The organism is Tepidimonas sp. (assembly GCF_029335975.1).
In the GTDB taxonomy this organism is placed as follows: domain Bacteria; phylum Pseudomonadota; class Gammaproteobacteria; order Burkholderiales; family Burkholderiaceae_C; genus Tepidimonas.
In genome coordinates this window covers 1-15,751 of sequence record NZ_JARJMT020000114.1, presented here as the reverse complement: position 1 = coordinate 15,751, position 15,751 = coordinate 1, and the positions used below count along the sequence as shown (strand labels likewise).

General features: G+C 67.2%; 13 protein-coding genes and 2 pseudogenes. 6 read left to right on the top strand and 9 right to left on the bottom strand.

Annotated features, from left to right (window positions below):
• Nucleotides 1-407 (bottom strand): hypothetical protein (locus P3W97_RS06340; RefSeq protein WP_300844888.1); only part of this gene is annotated, 407 nt, incomplete at its 3' end.
• Between the two features lie 108 nt (nucleotides 408-515).
• On the opposite strand from P3W97_RS06340, the gene P3W97_RS06335 reads away from it, so the two are divergent.
• Both P3W97_RS06335 and P3W97_RS06330 read left to right on the top strand, forming a co-directional pair.
• Nucleotides 516-1,484, top strand: coding sequence for a LysR family transcriptional regulator (locus P3W97_RS06335; protein ID WP_300844891.1), 969 nt, complete (start codon nucleotides 516-518; stop codon nucleotides 1,482-1,484).
• Between the two features lie 54 nt (nucleotides 1,485-1,538).
• Nucleotides 1,539-2,521 (top strand): annotated as a pseudogene (locus tag P3W97_RS06330) (HD-GYP domain-containing protein).
• Nucleotides 2,522-2,544: 23 nt separating this feature from the next.
• Here P3W97_RS06330 and P3W97_RS06325 read toward each other — a convergent pair.
• Entirely contained in the window at nucleotides 2,545-3,465 is a 921-nt protein-coding gene (locus tag P3W97_RS06325) for a LysR family transcriptional regulator ArgP (RefSeq protein ID WP_300844886.1), read from the bottom strand.
• 141 nt (nucleotides 3,466-3,606) lie between these two features.
• On the opposite strand from P3W97_RS06325, the gene P3W97_RS06320 reads away from it, so the two are divergent.
• Together P3W97_RS06320 and P3W97_RS06315 are read left to right on the top strand one after the other, a co-directional pair.
• Nucleotides 3,607-4,947 (top strand): D-amino acid dehydrogenase, encoded by a 1,341-nt coding sequence (locus P3W97_RS06320; protein WP_300844885.1) that lies wholly within the window; start codon nucleotides 3,607-3,609, stop codon nucleotides 4,945-4,947.
• Nucleotides 4,948-5,053: 106 nt separating this feature from the next.
• Nucleotides 5,054-5,539: a flavin reductase family protein gene (locus tag P3W97_RS06315; protein WP_300844883.1), complete on the top strand. Its 486-nt coding sequence runs from the start codon at nucleotides 5,054-5,056 to the stop codon at nucleotides 5,537-5,539.
• Between the two features lie 14 nt (nucleotides 5,540-5,553).
• On the opposite strand, the gene P3W97_RS06310 is transcribed toward P3W97_RS06315, so the two are convergent.
• Nucleotides 5,554-6,423: an HDOD domain-containing protein gene (locus P3W97_RS06310; protein WP_300844880.1), complete on the bottom strand. Its 870-nt coding sequence runs from the start codon at nucleotides 6,421-6,423 to the stop codon at nucleotides 5,554-5,556.
• Between the two features lie 175 nt (nucleotides 6,424-6,598).
• Here P3W97_RS06310 and P3W97_RS06305 point away from each other — a divergent pair, with 175 nt between their 5' ends.
• Nucleotides 6,599-7,885: a solute carrier family 23 protein gene (locus tag P3W97_RS06305; protein WP_300844878.1), complete on the top strand. Its 1,287-nt coding sequence runs from the start codon at nucleotides 6,599-6,601 to the stop codon at nucleotides 7,883-7,885.
• A 319-nt stretch (nucleotides 7,886-8,204) separates the two neighbouring features.
• Here P3W97_RS06305 and P3W97_RS06300 read toward each other — a convergent pair whose 3' ends face one another.
• A complete protein-coding gene (locus P3W97_RS06300) occupies nucleotides 8,205-9,875 on the bottom strand; it encodes a GMC family oxidoreductase (RefSeq protein ID WP_300844876.1) in 1,671 nt (556 codons plus the stop codon).
• The gene (locus P3W97_RS06295) at nucleotides 9,872-11,389 is read right to left on the bottom strand and encodes a CoA-acylating methylmalonate-semialdehyde dehydrogenase (protein ID WP_300844874.1); all 1,518 of its coding nucleotides are present in this window, start codon (nucleotides 11,387-11,389) and stop codon (nucleotides 9,872-9,874) included. The genes P3W97_RS06300 and P3W97_RS06295 overlap by 4 nt, the downstream gene beginning before the upstream one ends.
• Before the next feature lie 103 nt (nucleotides 11,390-11,492).
• On the opposite strand from P3W97_RS06295, the pseudogene P3W97_RS06290 reads away from it, so the two are divergent.
• Nucleotides 11,493-11,702 (top strand): annotated as a pseudogene (locus tag P3W97_RS06290) (LysR family transcriptional regulator); the annotation flags it as partial.
• Between the two features lie 596 nt (nucleotides 11,703-12,298).
• Here P3W97_RS06290 and P3W97_RS06285 read toward each other — a convergent pair.
• The 4 genes from P3W97_RS06285 to P3W97_RS06270 form a co-directional block, all read right to left on the bottom strand.
• Nucleotides 12,299-13,054 (bottom strand): sulfite exporter TauE/SafE family protein, encoded by a 756-nt coding sequence (locus tag P3W97_RS06285; RefSeq protein ID WP_300844872.1) that lies wholly within the window; start codon nucleotides 13,052-13,054, stop codon nucleotides 12,299-12,301.
• 4 nt (nucleotides 13,055-13,058) lie between these two features.
• Nucleotides 13,059-14,078, bottom strand: coding sequence for an SLAC1 anion channel family protein (locus P3W97_RS06280; protein WP_300844870.1), 1,020 nt, complete (start codon nucleotides 14,076-14,078; stop codon nucleotides 13,059-13,061).
• A gap of 10 nt (nucleotides 14,079-14,088) precedes the next feature.
• Complete coding sequence (locus tag P3W97_RS06275; protein ID WP_300844868.1) at nucleotides 14,089-14,316, bottom strand: DUF2892 domain-containing protein; 228 nt, start codon at nucleotides 14,314-14,316, stop codon at nucleotides 14,089-14,091.
• A gap of 52 nt (nucleotides 14,317-14,368) precedes the next feature.
• Nucleotides 14,369-15,751 (bottom strand): efflux RND transporter permease subunit (locus tag P3W97_RS06270; RefSeq protein WP_300844866.1); only part of this gene is annotated, 1,383 nt, incomplete at its 5' end.

Sequence of the window (15,751 nt, the reverse complement as noted above, 5' to 3'; positions counted from 1 at the left end):
GTTTCTGCGCGCTGGCGCAGGGCATTCAGGTCCGCCTGCAGGCGGGCGTCCCGTTGCGCCAGCGCAGCGGTGCGAGCCTCAGCGCGGGCGACGGCGCGGCGCAGCGCCCAGCCATCCAGGCCGGCCATGAAGCGCTGGGCGGCGTGGCGGGCGGGCGAGGCCAGCAACAAGCTGCCCAAGAACACAACCGCCCACATCAGCACCCAGGCGGCCAGCAGATGGCCGTCGGCCCAGGTGTCGATGAGGCGATCCGTCACCACCGCCAGCGCGGCCACACCCGCTGCCAGCAGCAAGGTGGCCAGCGCGCGCGGCGCGACGGCGCGGCGTGCGGCTTGCACGTGAGAGGCGTCTGTGCCAGCCCCGACAGCGGGGGCTGGGTTCGGGGAGCGAATCAGCGTGGTGCTCATGATGTGACTCCAAGATGCTGCGTTGCAGCAATAGCGTGGTTCGCATACTAGGGTTTGCCCTGATGGGTTGCAACTTAATTTTTGGAATGTCATACATTCATCGGGGTGATCAATCGACTCAACTTCCGCACCCTCGACCTGAACCTGCTGCGTGTCTTCGACGAGGTGATGGCCGAGCGCAACCTCACCCGGGCCGCGCACAACCTGGCGCTGTCGCAGCCGGCCGTCAGCAACGCCCTGCGGCGGCTGCGCGAGTTGCTGGGTGACGACCTGGTGCGCCGTTCCGGCTATGGCGTGGAGCCCACGCCGCTGGCCCTGCAGATCTGGCCGGCGGTGCGCGACGCCTTGCAACGCTTGCGCGAGTCGCTGGCACCGGGGCCTTTTGACCCCACGCAGGCGCAGGATGCGTTCGTGCTCGCCATGGCCGACGCCACCGCTTCCAAAATCGTCCCCGGGCTGGTCGCGATTCTGGACCGGGAGGCGCCGGGGGTGACGCTGCGCGTGCTGCCCCTGACCACGCGCGACCCGCGCCCGCTGCTGGAGGATGGCGGGGTGGATCTGGCCATCGGCCACTTTCCAGGGGTGTTGGCCGAGCTGGGCGCCACCCATCTGCAAGAACAGGCACCGCGTTTTCTGTCGCGCCGGCTGTATGAAGGGCACTACGTCGTCGTCATGCGCCGCAGGCATCCCCTTGCCCAAGGGCCGCTGACGCTGGACGACTACTGCGCCGCGCGGCACCTGCTGGTGAGCTTTTCTGGCCGGCCGTTCGGCTTCGTGGACGAGGCGCTGGCCGCTCTGTCCCGCCGGCGCCGTATCGTGTTGACGGTCAATCAGTTTTTTACGGCTGGGCAGGTGGTGGCCACGTCCGATCTGTTGACGGTGCTGCCCCACCATTTTTTGAGCAGCACGGGCCGCGCGGCCGAGCTGGCCGTGCAGCCGCTGCCCATCGATGTGCCCACGGTGCATGTGGACATGCTGTGGCACCGGCAAACCGAGCTGGGCAGCGCCCAGCGCTGGCTGCGCGAGGCGGTGGTGCGCGCCGTTGCCAGCGCCCCCGCCCCCGACGAGGCACACTGATGCATGCGCGACTGCGGCGTCGCGGCGTCATAATCCAAAATTGGACACACCCGCATGTTGAAACGCATCCACGTCGAAGACCTGCGCTTGGGCATGTTCATCCACGGCTTTGTGGGTTCGTGGCTGGACCACCCGTTCTGGCGCAATCGCTTTTTGCTGGAAGACCCGCAGGACCTGGCGCGCATCCGCGCCAGCGCCGTGCGCGAGGTGTGGATCGATGTCAGCCAAGGGGCCGATGTGCCGCGCGAGGCACCGGTGGCCGAGGCGGTGCCGGCGTCGCAGGACATCGCGCCGCTTCAGGCCTACGATGAGCGCGTGCAACGGCTGTTGGAGCGCGTCAGCTCGGCTTGCCCGACGACGAGACGCGCGCGGCAGGCTTTGCCGGCCTGCTGCACGATGTCGGCAAGGCCGACATCCCGCTGGAGATCCTCAACAAGCCCGGCCGCCTGAGCGACGAGGAGTTCGCGATCGTGCGCGAGCACCCGCGCAAGGGCTGGGAGCGGCTGCGCGCCGCGGGCATCGAGGATGAGGCGGCGCTGGAGGTGTGCCTGCACCACCACGAGCGCATGGACGGCGGCGGCTATCCGGACGGGCTCCAGGGCGAGGCGTTGACGCTGCTGGCGCGCATGGGCGCTGTGTGCGATGTGTACGACGCCATTACCTCGAACCGCCCTGACAAGGCGGGCTGGGATCCGGCCGAGTCGCTCAAGCGCATGGCGAGCTGGAAAGGGCATTTCGACGAACGCGTCTTCCAGGCGTTCGTGCGCAGCCTGGGCATTTACCCGGTCGGCTCGTTGGTGCGGCTGAGCAATGGCCGCCTGGCGGTCGTGGTCGAGCCCTCGCCGCGCAGCCTCCTCAAGCCGGTGGTCAAGACCGTGTTTTCTACCCGCAGTGGTGAGCGCGTCGTGCCCGAGAGCATCGATCTGTCGGCACCGGGCTGCACGGTGCAGGTGGTGCAGCGCGAGGACCCGGCCCAATGGAAAATCCCAGATCTCGACGAGATCTGGTCGGGCATCCCGGGGCTGGGGCGCGGCTGAACCCGGCCACGGCGGGCCGTGGCTCAGGCCATGGGTTCGAGCAGGCTCGCCGCGGCGTCGCGCAAGGCATGGCTCAGGCGGGTGAGCACATCGGAGTCCAGGTTCCAGCAGTGCCAGTACAGCGGCACGGTATAGGCGCTGCCCGGGGCCACATCCACCAGCGTGCCGGCTTGAAGCGCCGGCTCTGCGAGCAGGCGCGGCACCACGGTCACCCCCCAGCCGGCCAGCGCCGCGCGCACCTGCCCCTCGGACGAGGGGACGTAGCACTGCTGCAGCACCACTTGCGGCAGCCCGAAGGCCTGGCAGACGAAGTCGCGCTGCAGGTCATCCTTGCGGTTGAAGGCGACGAAGGGCACGCGGTGGAAGTTGTGGCGCGTCAGCCGCCCCTCCAGCGCCGCGGCGGCGAAGGCGGGGCTGGCCACCGCGACGTAGGCCATGCGGCCCAGCGGCTCCAGCCGGCAGCCGCGCAACGGCTGTGCCAGCGAGGTCACGCAGCCCATCACCTGGCCTTCGCGCAGCCATTCGTGGGTGAAGTCCTGGTCGTCGTGGATGATTTCCAGCGGCACACCGTCGTGCACCAATGGCGTGATGGCCGGCAGCGCCCAGCTCGCGATGCTGTCGGCGTTGATCGCCACGGAAATGCGCCCCTCGTCGCGCGGCCGGCGTGCCACGGTGGGCGCCAGCTCGCGCAGGTCGTGCTCCAGGTCCGCGCGCAGCAGCCGCATCATCTTGGCGTGTTTGATGAGCAACTGCCCCGCTGGTGTCGGCTTGATCGGGCGGCTGCGCACCAGCAACACCGTGCCCACCTGCGCCTCCAGCGCGCGCAGCCGCTGCGATACCGCCGACTGCGTGATGGACAGCCGTTGGGCGGCGCGTTCAAAACCGCCTTCTTCGACGATGGCGGCCAGGCATTCGAGGGCTTCGGGGTCAAAAGAGGCGGTCATGGCGCATCTGCATTAGACTTTTTGATGTTACGGCGATTTTGTGAATATCGCTTAATTTTTTTCGCGCCATCACGCACACTTGCCCCCATGGCGGCTGACGATTCGCGCGCGGGCGCGGCCAGGCCGCTCCAGGAGGCGAATATGCGAGTGGTGGTTTTGGGCGCAGGCATCATTGGCACCTCGACGGCGTGGCACCTGCTGCAGCGCGGGCACGAGGTGGTGCTGGTGGATCGCCAGCCCGATGCGGCGCTGGAGACCAGCTTTGCCAACGCGGCGCAGATTTCAGTGAGCTACTGCGAGCCGTGGGCCAACCCCCGGGCGCCGCTGAAGGCGCTCAAATGGATGTTCGACAAGCAGGCCCCGCTGCTGTGGCGCCCGCAGTGGGACGTCGCGCAATGGCGCTGGCTGCTGGAGTTTCTGGGCCAGTGCACCGACCGTGCGTTTGAGCGCAACGTGGCGCAACTGGTGTCGCTGGGCGCCTTCAGCCACGCCACGCTCAAGCAGATGGTGGCCGACACCGGGATCGAGTACCAGCGCAGCGAGCGCGGCATCGCGCACATCTACACCGACGCACGGGCCTTTGCCGAGGCGGCTGAGGCGGCCGAGCTGATGCGCCGCCACGGGGTGCAGCGCCGGGTGGTTTCGCGCGAGGAGCTGTTGCGCATCGAGCCGGCCCTGCAGTCCTTTGCCGAGCGCATCGCCGGAGGCACCTACACCCCCACCGATGAGCACGGCGATGCGCGTGTGTTCACCCAGGCGCTGGCCCGACGTTGCGCGGCCCAGGGAGCGGAGCTGCTGTTCGGCCACGATATCGAACGACTGGAAACCGCAGGCGGCGACGTGCAGCGGGTGCAGGTCCGCAGCCGTTCGACCGGCCAGCCGCGAGCCTTGCAGGCCGACGCCTTCGTGGTGGCCTGCGGCTCGTACACCACGCCGCTGCTGGCCACGGTGGGTATCCGCGTACCCATCTACCCTGGCAAGGGCTACAGCGCCACCCTGGCCCTGCGCGACCCGGCGCGGGCGCCTCAGGTCAGTCTGCTCGACGATGGCCGCAAGATCGCCATCTCGCGCCTGGGCGACCGCCTGCGCGTGGCGGGCACGATCGAGTTGGGCGGCTTCGACCTGCGATTGGACACGCCCGTCGCCCGGGCGCGCTGCCATATGCTGCTCGAGCGCATCGAGCAGCTCTTTCCCGGCGTGGCCGACACGCGCACGCCGGAGCAGGGGGGGGAGCCCAACTTCTGGTGCGGTCTGCGGCCGGCCACGCCCACCAACATCCCGTTGATCGGCCGACTGCCGCTGGGGCGGCTGTGGGTCAACGCTGGCCATGGCACCCTGGGTTGGACGCACGGCGCCGGCTCCGGCCGCGCGCTGGCCGAGCTGATCAGCGGCGAGTGGCCGGCTGTCGCCATGGACTTCGTCGGACTGACGGCAGCGCGGGATCGCACCGCCCGCCCTGTTGCGGCATCCGCCGCGGCCTGACTGTCGGGCCAAGCTGTCCGACGCCCATGTTCACAAGCCCAGCGCGAACCAGGGTATCGTGCAGTCCTGTCGCCTGCTGGGCGGTGACAAGGCAAAATCGCAGTCCATGTTCGAACCCTCGCCCGAGCGGTTTCGGGCTGCCCTTGGGCGCTTTGCCACCGGCGTGACCATCGTCACCGCGCGCGCGGCCGATGGCGCACCCGTCGGCCTGACCGTGAACTCGTTCAACTCCGTGTCGCTGGAGCCGCCACTGGTGCTCTGGAGCCTGGCGCTGCGCTCGCGGGCGCTGCCCGTCTTCGAGTCGGCGGCGCATTACGCCATCCATGTGTTGGGTGTGGCACAGCAGGCCCTGGCGCAACGGTTTGCCAGCCAGCACGGGGACCGCTGGGCCGGCTTGGCGTGGACACCCAACGCCGAGGGCGTACCGCTGCTGCCGGACTGTGCCGCCGTCTTTGAATGCCGCAGCCGCAGCCGCTATGTGGAGGGGGATCATGTGATCCTGGTGGCCGAGGTGCTGCGCTGCCATTACGACAGCGCACACTCACCGCTCCTGTATCATGGCGGACGGTTCTACACCGAACATCCTCTGTGAAGCGCTGCGCTGGGTCAGGGGGCCTGCACGGCCTCGAAGGCTGGGTGCAGCGCGTCGATCCAGTGCTCCACCTCGGCTTGCCCAATTTGTAGGTGTGCCAGTGCCGCCTGCCCGTGCCGGGTCCAGTCGGGCGACGGGGGCACCCCTTCGTGCTGCTGCACCAGGTGCTCGGCGATCAGGCCCATCGCGACCAGATGCCGCACCGTGTCCGAGTAGCGCGTGTCCTCCAGGCAGGTGAAGTCGTGGTGCAGCCGGATGGCCACCGCCACCGAGGGCGGCAGGCGCCAGGTGCGTGCGACGATGGCGCCCACCACGGCGTGGTCGGTGCGGTGGTTGGCGTTCTCGGTCTGGGTAAAGGTGCGGTCCTTGCGTGCCAGGGCCTCGGTGATCGTGGCGGCATAGCCACGCACGCCGCGCAACAGCACGGGCATGCCCACGTGGCAAAACAAGCCAAAGCTGTACGCCAGCCCAGGGTCCAAGTCGTAGAGTTGGCAGCCGATGTGTTCGCAAGCAATGGCGCGTCGCGTGGAGCTTTCCCAAAAATGCGCCAGCACCGGCGAATGCACCTGCAGCGCATGGCGTGTCAGAAAGCCCATGAGCAACTGCACCGCAGGCCGCACGCCCAGCACGGTCAGGGCCTGCCCCACGGTGGCCACGGGCTGGCTCAGGCCATAGAGCGGGCTGTTGGCCTGCCGGATCAGGGCGGCGGCCATGGCCACGTCGCTGCTGGCAATGATGTCGAGCACCGCAGGGTCGGGCTCGCCGTGCGCGGTGGCGTCCTGCAATTGGCGCAGCAACTCGGGACAGGGCGGGATGCCGATGTCGCGCACAGGCCCGCGGCTGCGGGCGAGGTCCAATTCGCTTTCAACGGAGGAGTCGGACATGATCGATCGCAGCCAGTATGCCCGGCCGGCTCGGGTGGGGTCGCAATGACGCGCTCAACGGCGCGTCGTGAGTCGAGTCACGCTATCCTACTGTCGCGATCATATCTGCCCGTCGCACGCGTGCACACAGGATATGCCCGTGGATCCGAAACTCCCACCAAAAGCAAGAACCATCATGTTCCAATGGACAGAAAAATCCGACGCCGCCCTGCTGGCCGGCGGCGTCATTGGGCCGGACGAGCGGCTGCCCTGGCCGCAGACCGCCATGCTGGGCGTGCAGCACCTGATCGCCATGTTTGGCGCGACGGTGCTGGCACCCATCCTGATGGGCTTCGATCCCAACGTCGCCATCCTGATGAGCGGCATCGGCACGCTGCTGTTCTTTTTGGCCACGGGTGGCAAGGTGCCCAGCTACCTGGGATCGAGCTTCGCCTTCATCGGTGTGGTGATCGCAGCCACGGGCTATACCGGGCAGGGGCCCAACCCGAACATTGGCGTGGCGCTGGGCGGCATCATCGCCTGCGGGGCGCTGTACTTCGTCATCGGGGCCATCGTGCAGGCTGTGGGCACTGGCTGGATCGAGCGCCTGATGCCGCCCGTGGTGACGGGGGCGGTGGTGGCGGTGATCGGCCTGAACCTGGCGCACATTCCGGTCAAGAACATGGCGCCGACACCGTTCGACGCCTGGATGCAAGCGGTGACCTTCGTCTGCGTGGGGCTGGTGGCGGTGTTGACGCGTGGCATGGTGCAGCGGCTGCTGATCCTCATGGGCCTGATCGTGGCGAGCGTCATCTATGCCCTGCTGGCCAACGGCCTGGGGCTGGGCAAGCCGCTCGACCTGTCGGGGGTGGCCCATGCCGCGTGGCTGGGCATGCCCAACTTTAGTGCCCCCGTGTTCAGCGGCCAAGCGATGCTGCTGATCGCGCCGGTGGCCGTGATTCTGGTGGCCGAGAATCTGGGCCATATCAAGGCCGTGACGGCCATGACGGGCAAGAACCTGGATGTGTACATGGGCCGCGCTTTCATGGGCGATGGTGTGGCGACCATGGTCGCCGCCAGCGCGGGGGGGACCGGCGTGACGACCTATGCCGAGAACATCGGCGTGATGGCGGCCACCAAGATCTACTCCACCGCAGTCTTCGTCTTGGCAGGCCTGATGGCCATCTTGCTCGGCTTCAGCCCGAAGTTCGGCGCGCTGATCCAGGCCATTCCGCTGGCGGTGATGGGCGGTGTCTCCATCGTGGTGTTTGGCCTGATCGCGGTGGCGGGCGCCAAGATCTGGGTGGACAACCAGGTGGATTTTTCCGACAACAAGAACCTGGTGGTGGCGGCCATCACGCTGGTGCTGGGCACGGGCGACTTCACGCTGAAGTTTGGTGACTTTGCCCTGGGCGGCATCGGCACGGCGACCTTTGGCGCCATTGGCTTGTACGCGCTGCTCAACCGGCGCTCGGCGGGCTGAGGTCCGCGCCCGAACCCGCGGCCGACCTGGCCGCCGACCAGGTGTTGGGGCGTTTGCTGGACACCCGAGCATGAAGCGCCGTACCCAGCCGACGCGGCGCTGGCGGATCAGGGTGACAACAAAAAACACCGGGAGCAGGGCTGCCGGTGTTGTGACAAGCCGCCTTTGCCGGCGGCAGCTGGATCGGCGCTGTTGGACGATCGATTTGTCTCCTCGGTCTCCTCTGAACTGATCGGCTGCGCACGGGCGCTGATGTCCGATTCACTGCATTCTAGGCGGCGACAACCTTGCTCAGACTAGGGACTTACCCGCAACGCACTCATGCGCCGGCCAGGATCCAGCGGGCGGCCTTCTCGGCGATCATCAGGGTGGGGCTGTTGGTGTTGCCGCTGGTGATGGTGGGCATGATGCCAGCATCGACCACGCGCAGCCCACCGATGCGCCCGCCCCGCCCGTCGCGCACGCGCAGATGGGGATCGGTGACCGCCATCGGGTCACCGTCGCGCCCCATCGCCGTGGTGCCCACGGGATGAAAGATGGTGGTGGCGATATCGCCGGCCAGCCGGACCAGTTCCTCGTCGGTTTGGTACTGGGAGCCGGGGCGGTACTCCTCGGGCTGGTAGGGGGCGAGCGCGGGCTGGGCGACGATGCGCCGCGTCAGGCGCAGGCTATCGACGGCGACCTGGCGGTCCTGCCCGGTGGACAGGTAGTTGGGGGCGATGGCCGGCGCGTCCTCGAAGCGCGGGCTGCGCAGGTAAACCGTGCCACGGCTGGTGGGGTTGAGGTTGCACACGCTGGCCGTGAAGGCCGGGAAGGGGTGCAGCGGCTCGCCAAAGGCATCCAGGCTGAGCGGCTGCACATGGTATTCCACATTGGGCCAGTCAAAGCCAGGCCCGCTGCGCGTGAAGGCGCCCAGTTGGCTGGGCGCCATGCTCATGGGGCCGCTGCGCGTCAGCAGGTACTGCAGCCCGATGCGGGCTTTGCCCCACCAGTGGCGGGCCAGGGTGTTGAGCGTCTCGGCCCCTTGCACCTTGAAGACGGCGCGGATTTGCAGGTGGTCTTGCAGGTTGACACCTACGCCTGGCAAGTCGGCCAGCACCTCGATGCCCAGCGGCCGCAGCACGGCCGCCGGCCCGATACCGGAGAGTTGCAGGATCTGCGGGCTGCCGATGGCGCCTGCGCTGAGCACCACCTCGCGCGCCGCATGGGCGGTCACGCTGCCTTGGCCGGTCCAGACCTCGACGCCCCGGCAGTGCAGGGCGCCGCCGGCGCGACGCTCGATCAGCAGCCGCTTGACCTGCGCGCCGGTCCACAGGGTGAAGTGGGGCCGACGCTCGCAGATCGGGCGCAAAAAAGCCTTGGCCGTGTTCCAGCGCCAGCCGCTTTTCTGGTTGACTTCAAAGTAGCCCACCCCTTCGTTGGTGCCGCGATTGAAGTCGTCGGTCGCAGGGATACCGGCTTGCTGGGCCGCCTTTGCGAAGGCGTCCAAGATATCCCAGCGCAGGCGCTGCTTTTCCACGCGCCACTCGCCCGTGCTGCCCGTGCGCCGGTGCCCATGCAGGGCGGCGAATGCGGGGTCGGTGTCTGTATCCAGCCGGTAGTGGTCCTCGTGCGCCTTGAAGTCAGGCAGGCAGCGCTCCCACGTCCAGTCGTCGTCCCCTGTGATCTGCGCCCACTGATCGTAGTCGCGCGCCTGGCCGCGCATGTAGATCATGCCGTTGATGCTGGAGCAGCCACCCAGCACCTTACCGCGCGGGTAGCGCAGCCGCCGCCCGTTGAGGCCCGCGTCCGGTTCGGTCGTGTACAGCCAGTCGGTGCGCGGGTTGCCGATGCAGTAGAGGTAGCCCACTGGGATGTGCACCCAGGGGTAGTCATCCTTCTGTCCGGCCTCGATGAGCAGCACGCGATGGTGCGGATTGGCCGACAGGCGATTGGCCAGCAGACTGCCGGCGGTGCCCCCGCCGACCACGATGTAGTCGAAGGTGTTCACTGGGACGTCGGCATCGCGAATTCGGCACCCTTGGACGTGCCCTCTGGCCAGCGCTGCATGACGCTCTTTTGTGCGGTGTAGAAGCGCACACCCTCCTCACCATACGCGTGCATGTCGCCGAACAGGCTTTTTTTCCAGCCACCAAAGCCGTGCCAGGCCATCGGCACCGGGATCGGCACGTTGATGCCCACCATGCCGACCTGCACGCGCCGCGCAAACTCGCGCGCGACATGTCCGTCGCGGGTGAAGCAGGCCGTTCCGTTGCCGTAAGCGTGCTCGTTGATCAGGCGCACCGCGGTGGCAAAGTCCGGTACCCGCACGCACGACAACACCGGACCAAAGATCTCATCGCGATAGATCGACATCTCCGGGGTGACGTGGTCGAACAGCGTGCCGCCCAGCCAGAAGCCGTGGTCGCAGCCCGGGCCTGCGCTGCGGCCGTCGAAGCTGCGGCCGTCCACCAGCAGCTGCGCCCCTTCGCGCACACCGGCCTCGATGTAGCCGGCAATGCGCTGGCGCGCGGCGTCGGTGACGATGGGGCCCATCTCGGCCTGCCGGTTCATCCCATCCAGCACCTTCAGCGCCCGCGTGCGCTCGACCAGCTGGGGCATGATCCGGTCGGCTGTGTCGCCCACCAAAACGGCCACGGAGATGGCCATGCAGCGCTCGCCGGCCGAGCCGAAGGCCGCACCGATCAGCGCATCGACCGCTTGATCCAAGTCCGCATCGGGCATGACGACCAGGTGGTTCTTGGCCCCGCCCAGGGCCTGCACGCGCTTGCCTTGGCGTGCGCCAGTCTCGTAGATATGCTTGGCAATCGATGTAGAGCCGACGAAGCTCACCGCCCGCACATCGGGATGATCCAGCAACGCATCCACCGCCACCTTGTCGCCCTGTAACACGTTGAACACGCCATCGGGCAGACCCGCCTGCTGGAGCAGCTCAGCCAAGCGCAGCGACGGCGACGGATCGATGGGGCTGGGCTTGAGCACGAAGGTATTGCCACATGCCAGCGCGACCGGGAACATCCACATCGGCACCATGACCGGGAAGTTGAACGGCGTGATGCCGGCGACCACGCCCAAGGGCTGGCGCAGGGTCCAGTTGTCGATGCCGGTGGAGACCTGTTCGGTGTAGTCTCCCTTGAGCAGTTGCGGAATGCCGCAGGCGAATTCCACGATCTCGATGCCGCGGGTGACTTCGCCCTGCGCGTCGGTGAATACCTTGCCGTGCTCGGCGGTGATCAGGGCAGCCAACTCGTCGCGGTGCTGATGGAGCAGCTCCAGAAACCGGAACAGGATGCGTGCGCGGCGCAGCGGGGGCAGTTCGGCCCACGCGGGAAAGGCGGCGCGCGCAGCTGCAACGGCCGCCTGTACCTCGGCCGCATCGGCCAGCGCGACGCGGCCCGTGACGGCACCCGTCGCGGGGTTGAAGACGTCCTGCTGGCGACCCGACTGGCCAGCGAGGGGGCGGCCGCCGATGTGGTGGCCGATGGCGGTGGGGGTCAGGATCATGGTCTTAAATCCGGCTCATGCGAAAAGCCCCACTGTAGAAGAGCGCAGCCCGCCTGACCAGCGAGTTTTTCAAAAGTCAGACATAAGGTAATCTAATATCCAGATGAACCACACCGCCATGCGCGCCTTTGCCGCCGTGGCCCGCGAAGGCAGCCTGTCGCGGGCGGCGCAGCGCCTGCACCTGACGCAGCCGGCCTTGAGCCTGCAGCTCAAGGCCTTGCAGGCACGGCTTGGGGTGCGGCTGTTCGAGAGCACCCCGCGCGGCATGCGCCTGACCCCGGACAGCGCGGCCCTGTTGCCGCTGGCCGACCGGGTGGCGCTGGGGTGCGTGTTGAGCTTCGTCGGCTTGGCCGAACGACAGGGCGAGCCGACCATCGAAGCCGCCTGGACCGCGCTGGATCGTGCCTGGGGTGGCGCCTAGGGCGGGAATGACGGCCGCGGATCGTCTGGCGATGGCGCCGGCATCACCAGTGCTTGGGCAGCGGGACCGGGCTGTACCGTTGACCGGCTTGCCAGCGCCGACGGTGAACTGCGGGTCGCGGTGCAACACCTGGTCGCGCAGGCCGGCGAACCCATCCATGCGCACCATCAGGTCCTGTCTGATATCCATCAGCGCAGTTGTGGTCGCGAAATCGAAGCCGCGTCACGCGCCGTCCCGCGTGTGCAGGAATAGATGGTTGATGTATTCCAGCATGGCTGCCTGGCCGTCTTGCAGCTGCAGCAGACGTTCCCGGATATGGGGGTGGGCGATTTATTCGATACGCCCACTCAGAACATCAGGTATGCGGTCCATGGCAAAGATAGGATGAACACACAATCTTTGAATCGTAGCGCAGTCCGCGCGCTCTGTGTGGCCCACCCAATGAGGGCTTTCCAGGATGTTGTCAGGGCCCATAACCCACCCGCCACCTAGCCACGCCAAAAGAACACGGCACTCATCACGACCCCGGTGCCGATGACCACCGCCCGCACGGCGGAGGCGGGGAGGCGCCGGGCGCCGCGTGCGCCGACAAAACCTCCAGCGGTCGCGACCACCATCATCAGCAGCGCTGGCCCCCAAGCGATGGCGCCAGCCAATGCAAACGTCACGACCGACAGCAGCGACAGCACCAGCGAATTGAGGTTTTTGAGCGCGTTGGCGGTGTGGATGCGCGATTCGCCCGTTACGGTATACAGTGCCATGAGCAGGATGCCCAGTCCGCCGTTGAAGTAGCCCCCATAGACGGACACGGCCAGCAGTCCCCAGATCCGTGCGCCGCGGCCCGGGGTGCCGCCGCGGTGCTGCGCCAACCAGCGCACACACCGCGGCCCGGCCATGAAGACGACCGTGGCAAACAGCAGCAACCACGGTACGATGGCGCGAAAGGCGCTGGCCGGGGTGATCAGCAACAGCAAAGCTCCCACCACCCCGCCCGCTGCGGCGATGCTTGCCTCTGCGCGCAGGCGTTGCGGTGCAACCCGGGCCAGCTCTTCGCGCATGCCCAGGGTGCTGCCCAGATAGCCCGGACTGACGGTCAACGCACTGGTGGCATTGGCGATGATGGGAGGCACACCCGTGAACACGAGCGCGGGGAAGGTCAAAAAACTGCCGCCGCCCGCAATGGCGTTGAGCACGCCCGCCGCGAAGGCGGCGCCAGCCAGCAGCAGGGCGTCGGCTGGGGACATGACATCAAGGGGATGCTGGCACGATCTGGGCCACGGGTTCGGGCGCCAACAGGGTGCCGTCTCGCAGGCCCTTGACCGTGGCCAACGCCAGCGCCGCGATGATGACCGATGCCAGGGCCAGCATCACCAGCGCCGTCCACTGTAGCGCTGGCAGTGCCAGGGCCGTCGCCAGTTTGAATGTCAAGCGGGTAAACGCCGCCAGCGGAAACGATACGGCCCAGAACGGCAGACCGAAGGGTTGGGCAAAAAAGCGCCGCGCCTGCGTGCCGACCCACAGTAGCAAGAACAGGCCCACACCCCAGATCGCTGCAGCGATGCCCGGCGGCCAGCCAAAGCGCATCGCAACCAAGCCCACCACCGCCGCAGGCGCCAGCGAAATAAACCACGTCGGATGCAGACGCGGCGGGATAGGCCCGTGGGCGAGTCGTCGCGCCACCAGCAGCGTAAATACCACCGGCCAGAAGAATACCCCAATCCCAAAGTGGACCGCCGACCACATGGCATGCTCGAAGCCTACGCCCGCCAGCGGCACCACGACATTGCCGACCACCGGGATGTAGAGCACCGGGGTAACGCTGTTCCACAGCGACTGAGCGTCCGGCGCATGCGCAACGGTCGGGGCCAACCAGCGTCCCAACGCCCACACCGTGATTCCCAGTTGGCTGACCGCGCCGATCCACCACAAAGCTTCGGCCAGCGGCAGCGCCAGCTCAACCGCCTGCAACCAAGTCGCCACCAGCAGCAGCCCAACCGGTGCGGCGGCCAGGAAGGCATGCCGCACCGGATGACGCAGATCCTCGGCCACCGCCTCGGGATAGCGCTGCCAGCGCAACAGTGAGCCAATCAGCACAGCGACAAAAACGGCAGCGCCCAACGCGCCAACGATCAGCGCAGCGCCCTCGGCCCAGGGGCCAAGCACTGGGCTGGCGGCGTGCCAAGCCAGCGCCAGGCCGCTCAAGCCCATCACAGGCGTGAACCAGCCCGGATGCAGAAATTTCAGCGGGTTAACATGAGCACCGTTCATCGTACGTGCCTCAGCAGGCCTTGCAAGGAATGGCGGATTCCGGCACTCCCAGCTTTTTCAAGACGATGGCCAGCGGACAAAAGTTGGTAAAGCCGAACTGGAACAGATTGAGTCCGACGAAGGCCGTGAAGGCCAAGAACCATTCGCTGATGAACAGCGGGCTGGCGGGCGCGCCCAGCGCCACCGACAAAAAGACGAACAGGCCTGCGATGACACGAATCCAGCGCTCGACGGTCATGGTGTGCTCCTGAGTTGCAACAGTTGTGACAAGGTTGAGGAAAAAATGAACATCAGGCGGTGCGCGGTGCGCCGGCCTCCTCATGGTGGCGCCGGTACACCGCGTAGTACAGCACCGGGATCACCACCAGCGTCAGCAAGGTGGAGACAGCGATGCCAAAAATCAACGATACCGCCAAACCGTTGAAAATCGGGTCGTCCAAGATGAAGAACGCCCCCAGCATCGCGGCCAGGGCGGTCAGCGCGATCGGCTGCGCCCGCACCGCCGCCGATTGAATCACCGCCTGCTTGAACGGCATGCCCTTGGCGCTTTCTAGCTCGATGAAGTCGACCAGCAGGATCGAGTTTCGCACGATGATGCCAGCCAGCGCAATCATGCCGATCATGCTGGTGGCGGTGAACTGCGCACCCAGCAGCGCGTGCCCCGGCATGATACCGATTATCGTCAAGGGGATCGGCGCCATGATGATCAGCGGCGTGAGGTAGCTGCGGAACTGCGCGACCACCAGCAGATAGATCAGCACCAGCCCGACCGCGTACGCTGCGCCCATGTCGCGGAAGGTCTCGTAGGTGACCTGCCATTCGCCGTCCCATTTGATTGCGTACTCACGCCAAGGATCGACCGGCTGGCGGATCCAATACTCGCCCAAGTCGCCGCTGTCGGGCAGCGCGGCCTCGGCCAGCCGGCCGCGGATCGCAAACATGCCATACAGCGGCGAGTCGGTTTTGCCAGCCATGTCGCCCAGCACATACACCACCGGCAGTAGGTCCTTGGTAAAGCGCGGCGGGTCGATGACACCGCGCTCGACGCGCACCAGCTCCGACAGCGGCACCATACGGCCGTCGCCGGCCTTGAGCGGCAGCGCCAGCAGCGCGTCCAGCCCGACCTGGCGCTCGCGCGGCAGCTGCAGCCGCACCGGCACGGCAAATTTGGCGTGACCGTCGTGCAAGTAGGCCGCGTCGCTGCCGGACAGCGCCGTGTAGACCGTCTGTGCGATCACCTGTGCCGGGATGCCCAGGCTCTCGGCGCGCGCGCGCTCGATGCGCAGGAACACGCGCGGGGCTTCCTCTTTCAGCGTGGTGTCGATGCCGACGATGTCAGGGGTATCGGCAAACGCCTTGGCCACGCGGCGGGCGAGTTCGGCACGGCCGGCCTCGTCGGGACCATAGACCTCGGCGACGATCGGCGACAGCACCGGCGGCCCCGGCGGCACTTCCACCACCTTGATGCGTCCGCCATGTGCTTGTGCGATGGTTTCCAGCCCGGGGCGCAGCCGCTGCGCGATGGCGTGGCTTTGCTCCTTGCGGTGTTTGGCGTCGATCAGGTTGACCTGCAGGTCACCCTGTTCGGCATCGGCCCGCAGATAGTACTGCCGCACCAGCCCGTTGAAGGTGATCGGGCTGGCGGTACCGGCGTAGCCCTGTACATGCGTGAC

What these genes read in the sequence shown, in the direction of transcription:
- P3W97_RS06320 (WP_300844885.1), top strand. Translation starts at nt 3,607, where the DNA reads ATGCGAGTGGTGGTTTTGGGCGCAGGCATCATTGGCACCTCGACGGCG.
- P3W97_RS06310 (WP_300844880.1), bottom strand. Translation starts at nt 6,423, where the DNA reads ATGTCCGACTCCTCCGTTGAAAGCGAATTGGACCTCGCCCGCAGCCGC.
- P3W97_RS06280 (WP_300844870.1), bottom strand. Translation starts at nt 14,078, where the DNA reads ATGAACGGTGCTCATGTTAACCCGCTGAAATTTCTGCATCCGGGCTGG.
- P3W97_RS06325 (WP_300844886.1), bottom strand. Translation starts at nt 3,465, where the DNA reads ATGACCGCCTCTTTTGACCCCGAAGCCCTCGAATGCCTGGCCGCCATC.
- P3W97_RS06275 (WP_300844868.1), bottom strand. Translation starts at nt 14,316, where the DNA reads ATGACCGTCGAGCGCTGGATTCGTGTCATCGCAGGCCTGTTCGTCTTT.
- P3W97_RS06305 (WP_300844878.1), top strand. Translation starts at nt 6,599, where the DNA reads ATGTTCCAATGGACAGAAAAATCCGACGCCGCCCTGCTGGCCGGCGGC.
- P3W97_RS06315 (WP_300844883.1), top strand. Translation starts at nt 5,054, where the DNA reads ATGTTCGAACCCTCGCCCGAGCGGTTTCGGGCTGCCCTTGGGCGCTTT.
- P3W97_RS06285 (WP_300844872.1), bottom strand. Translation starts at nt 13,054, where the DNA reads ATGTCCCCAGCCGACGCCCTGCTGCTGGCTGGCGCCGCCTTCGCGGCG.
- P3W97_RS06295 (WP_300844874.1), bottom strand. Translation starts at nt 11,389, where the DNA reads ATGATCCTGACCCCCACCGCCATCGGCCACCACATCGGCGGCCGCCCC.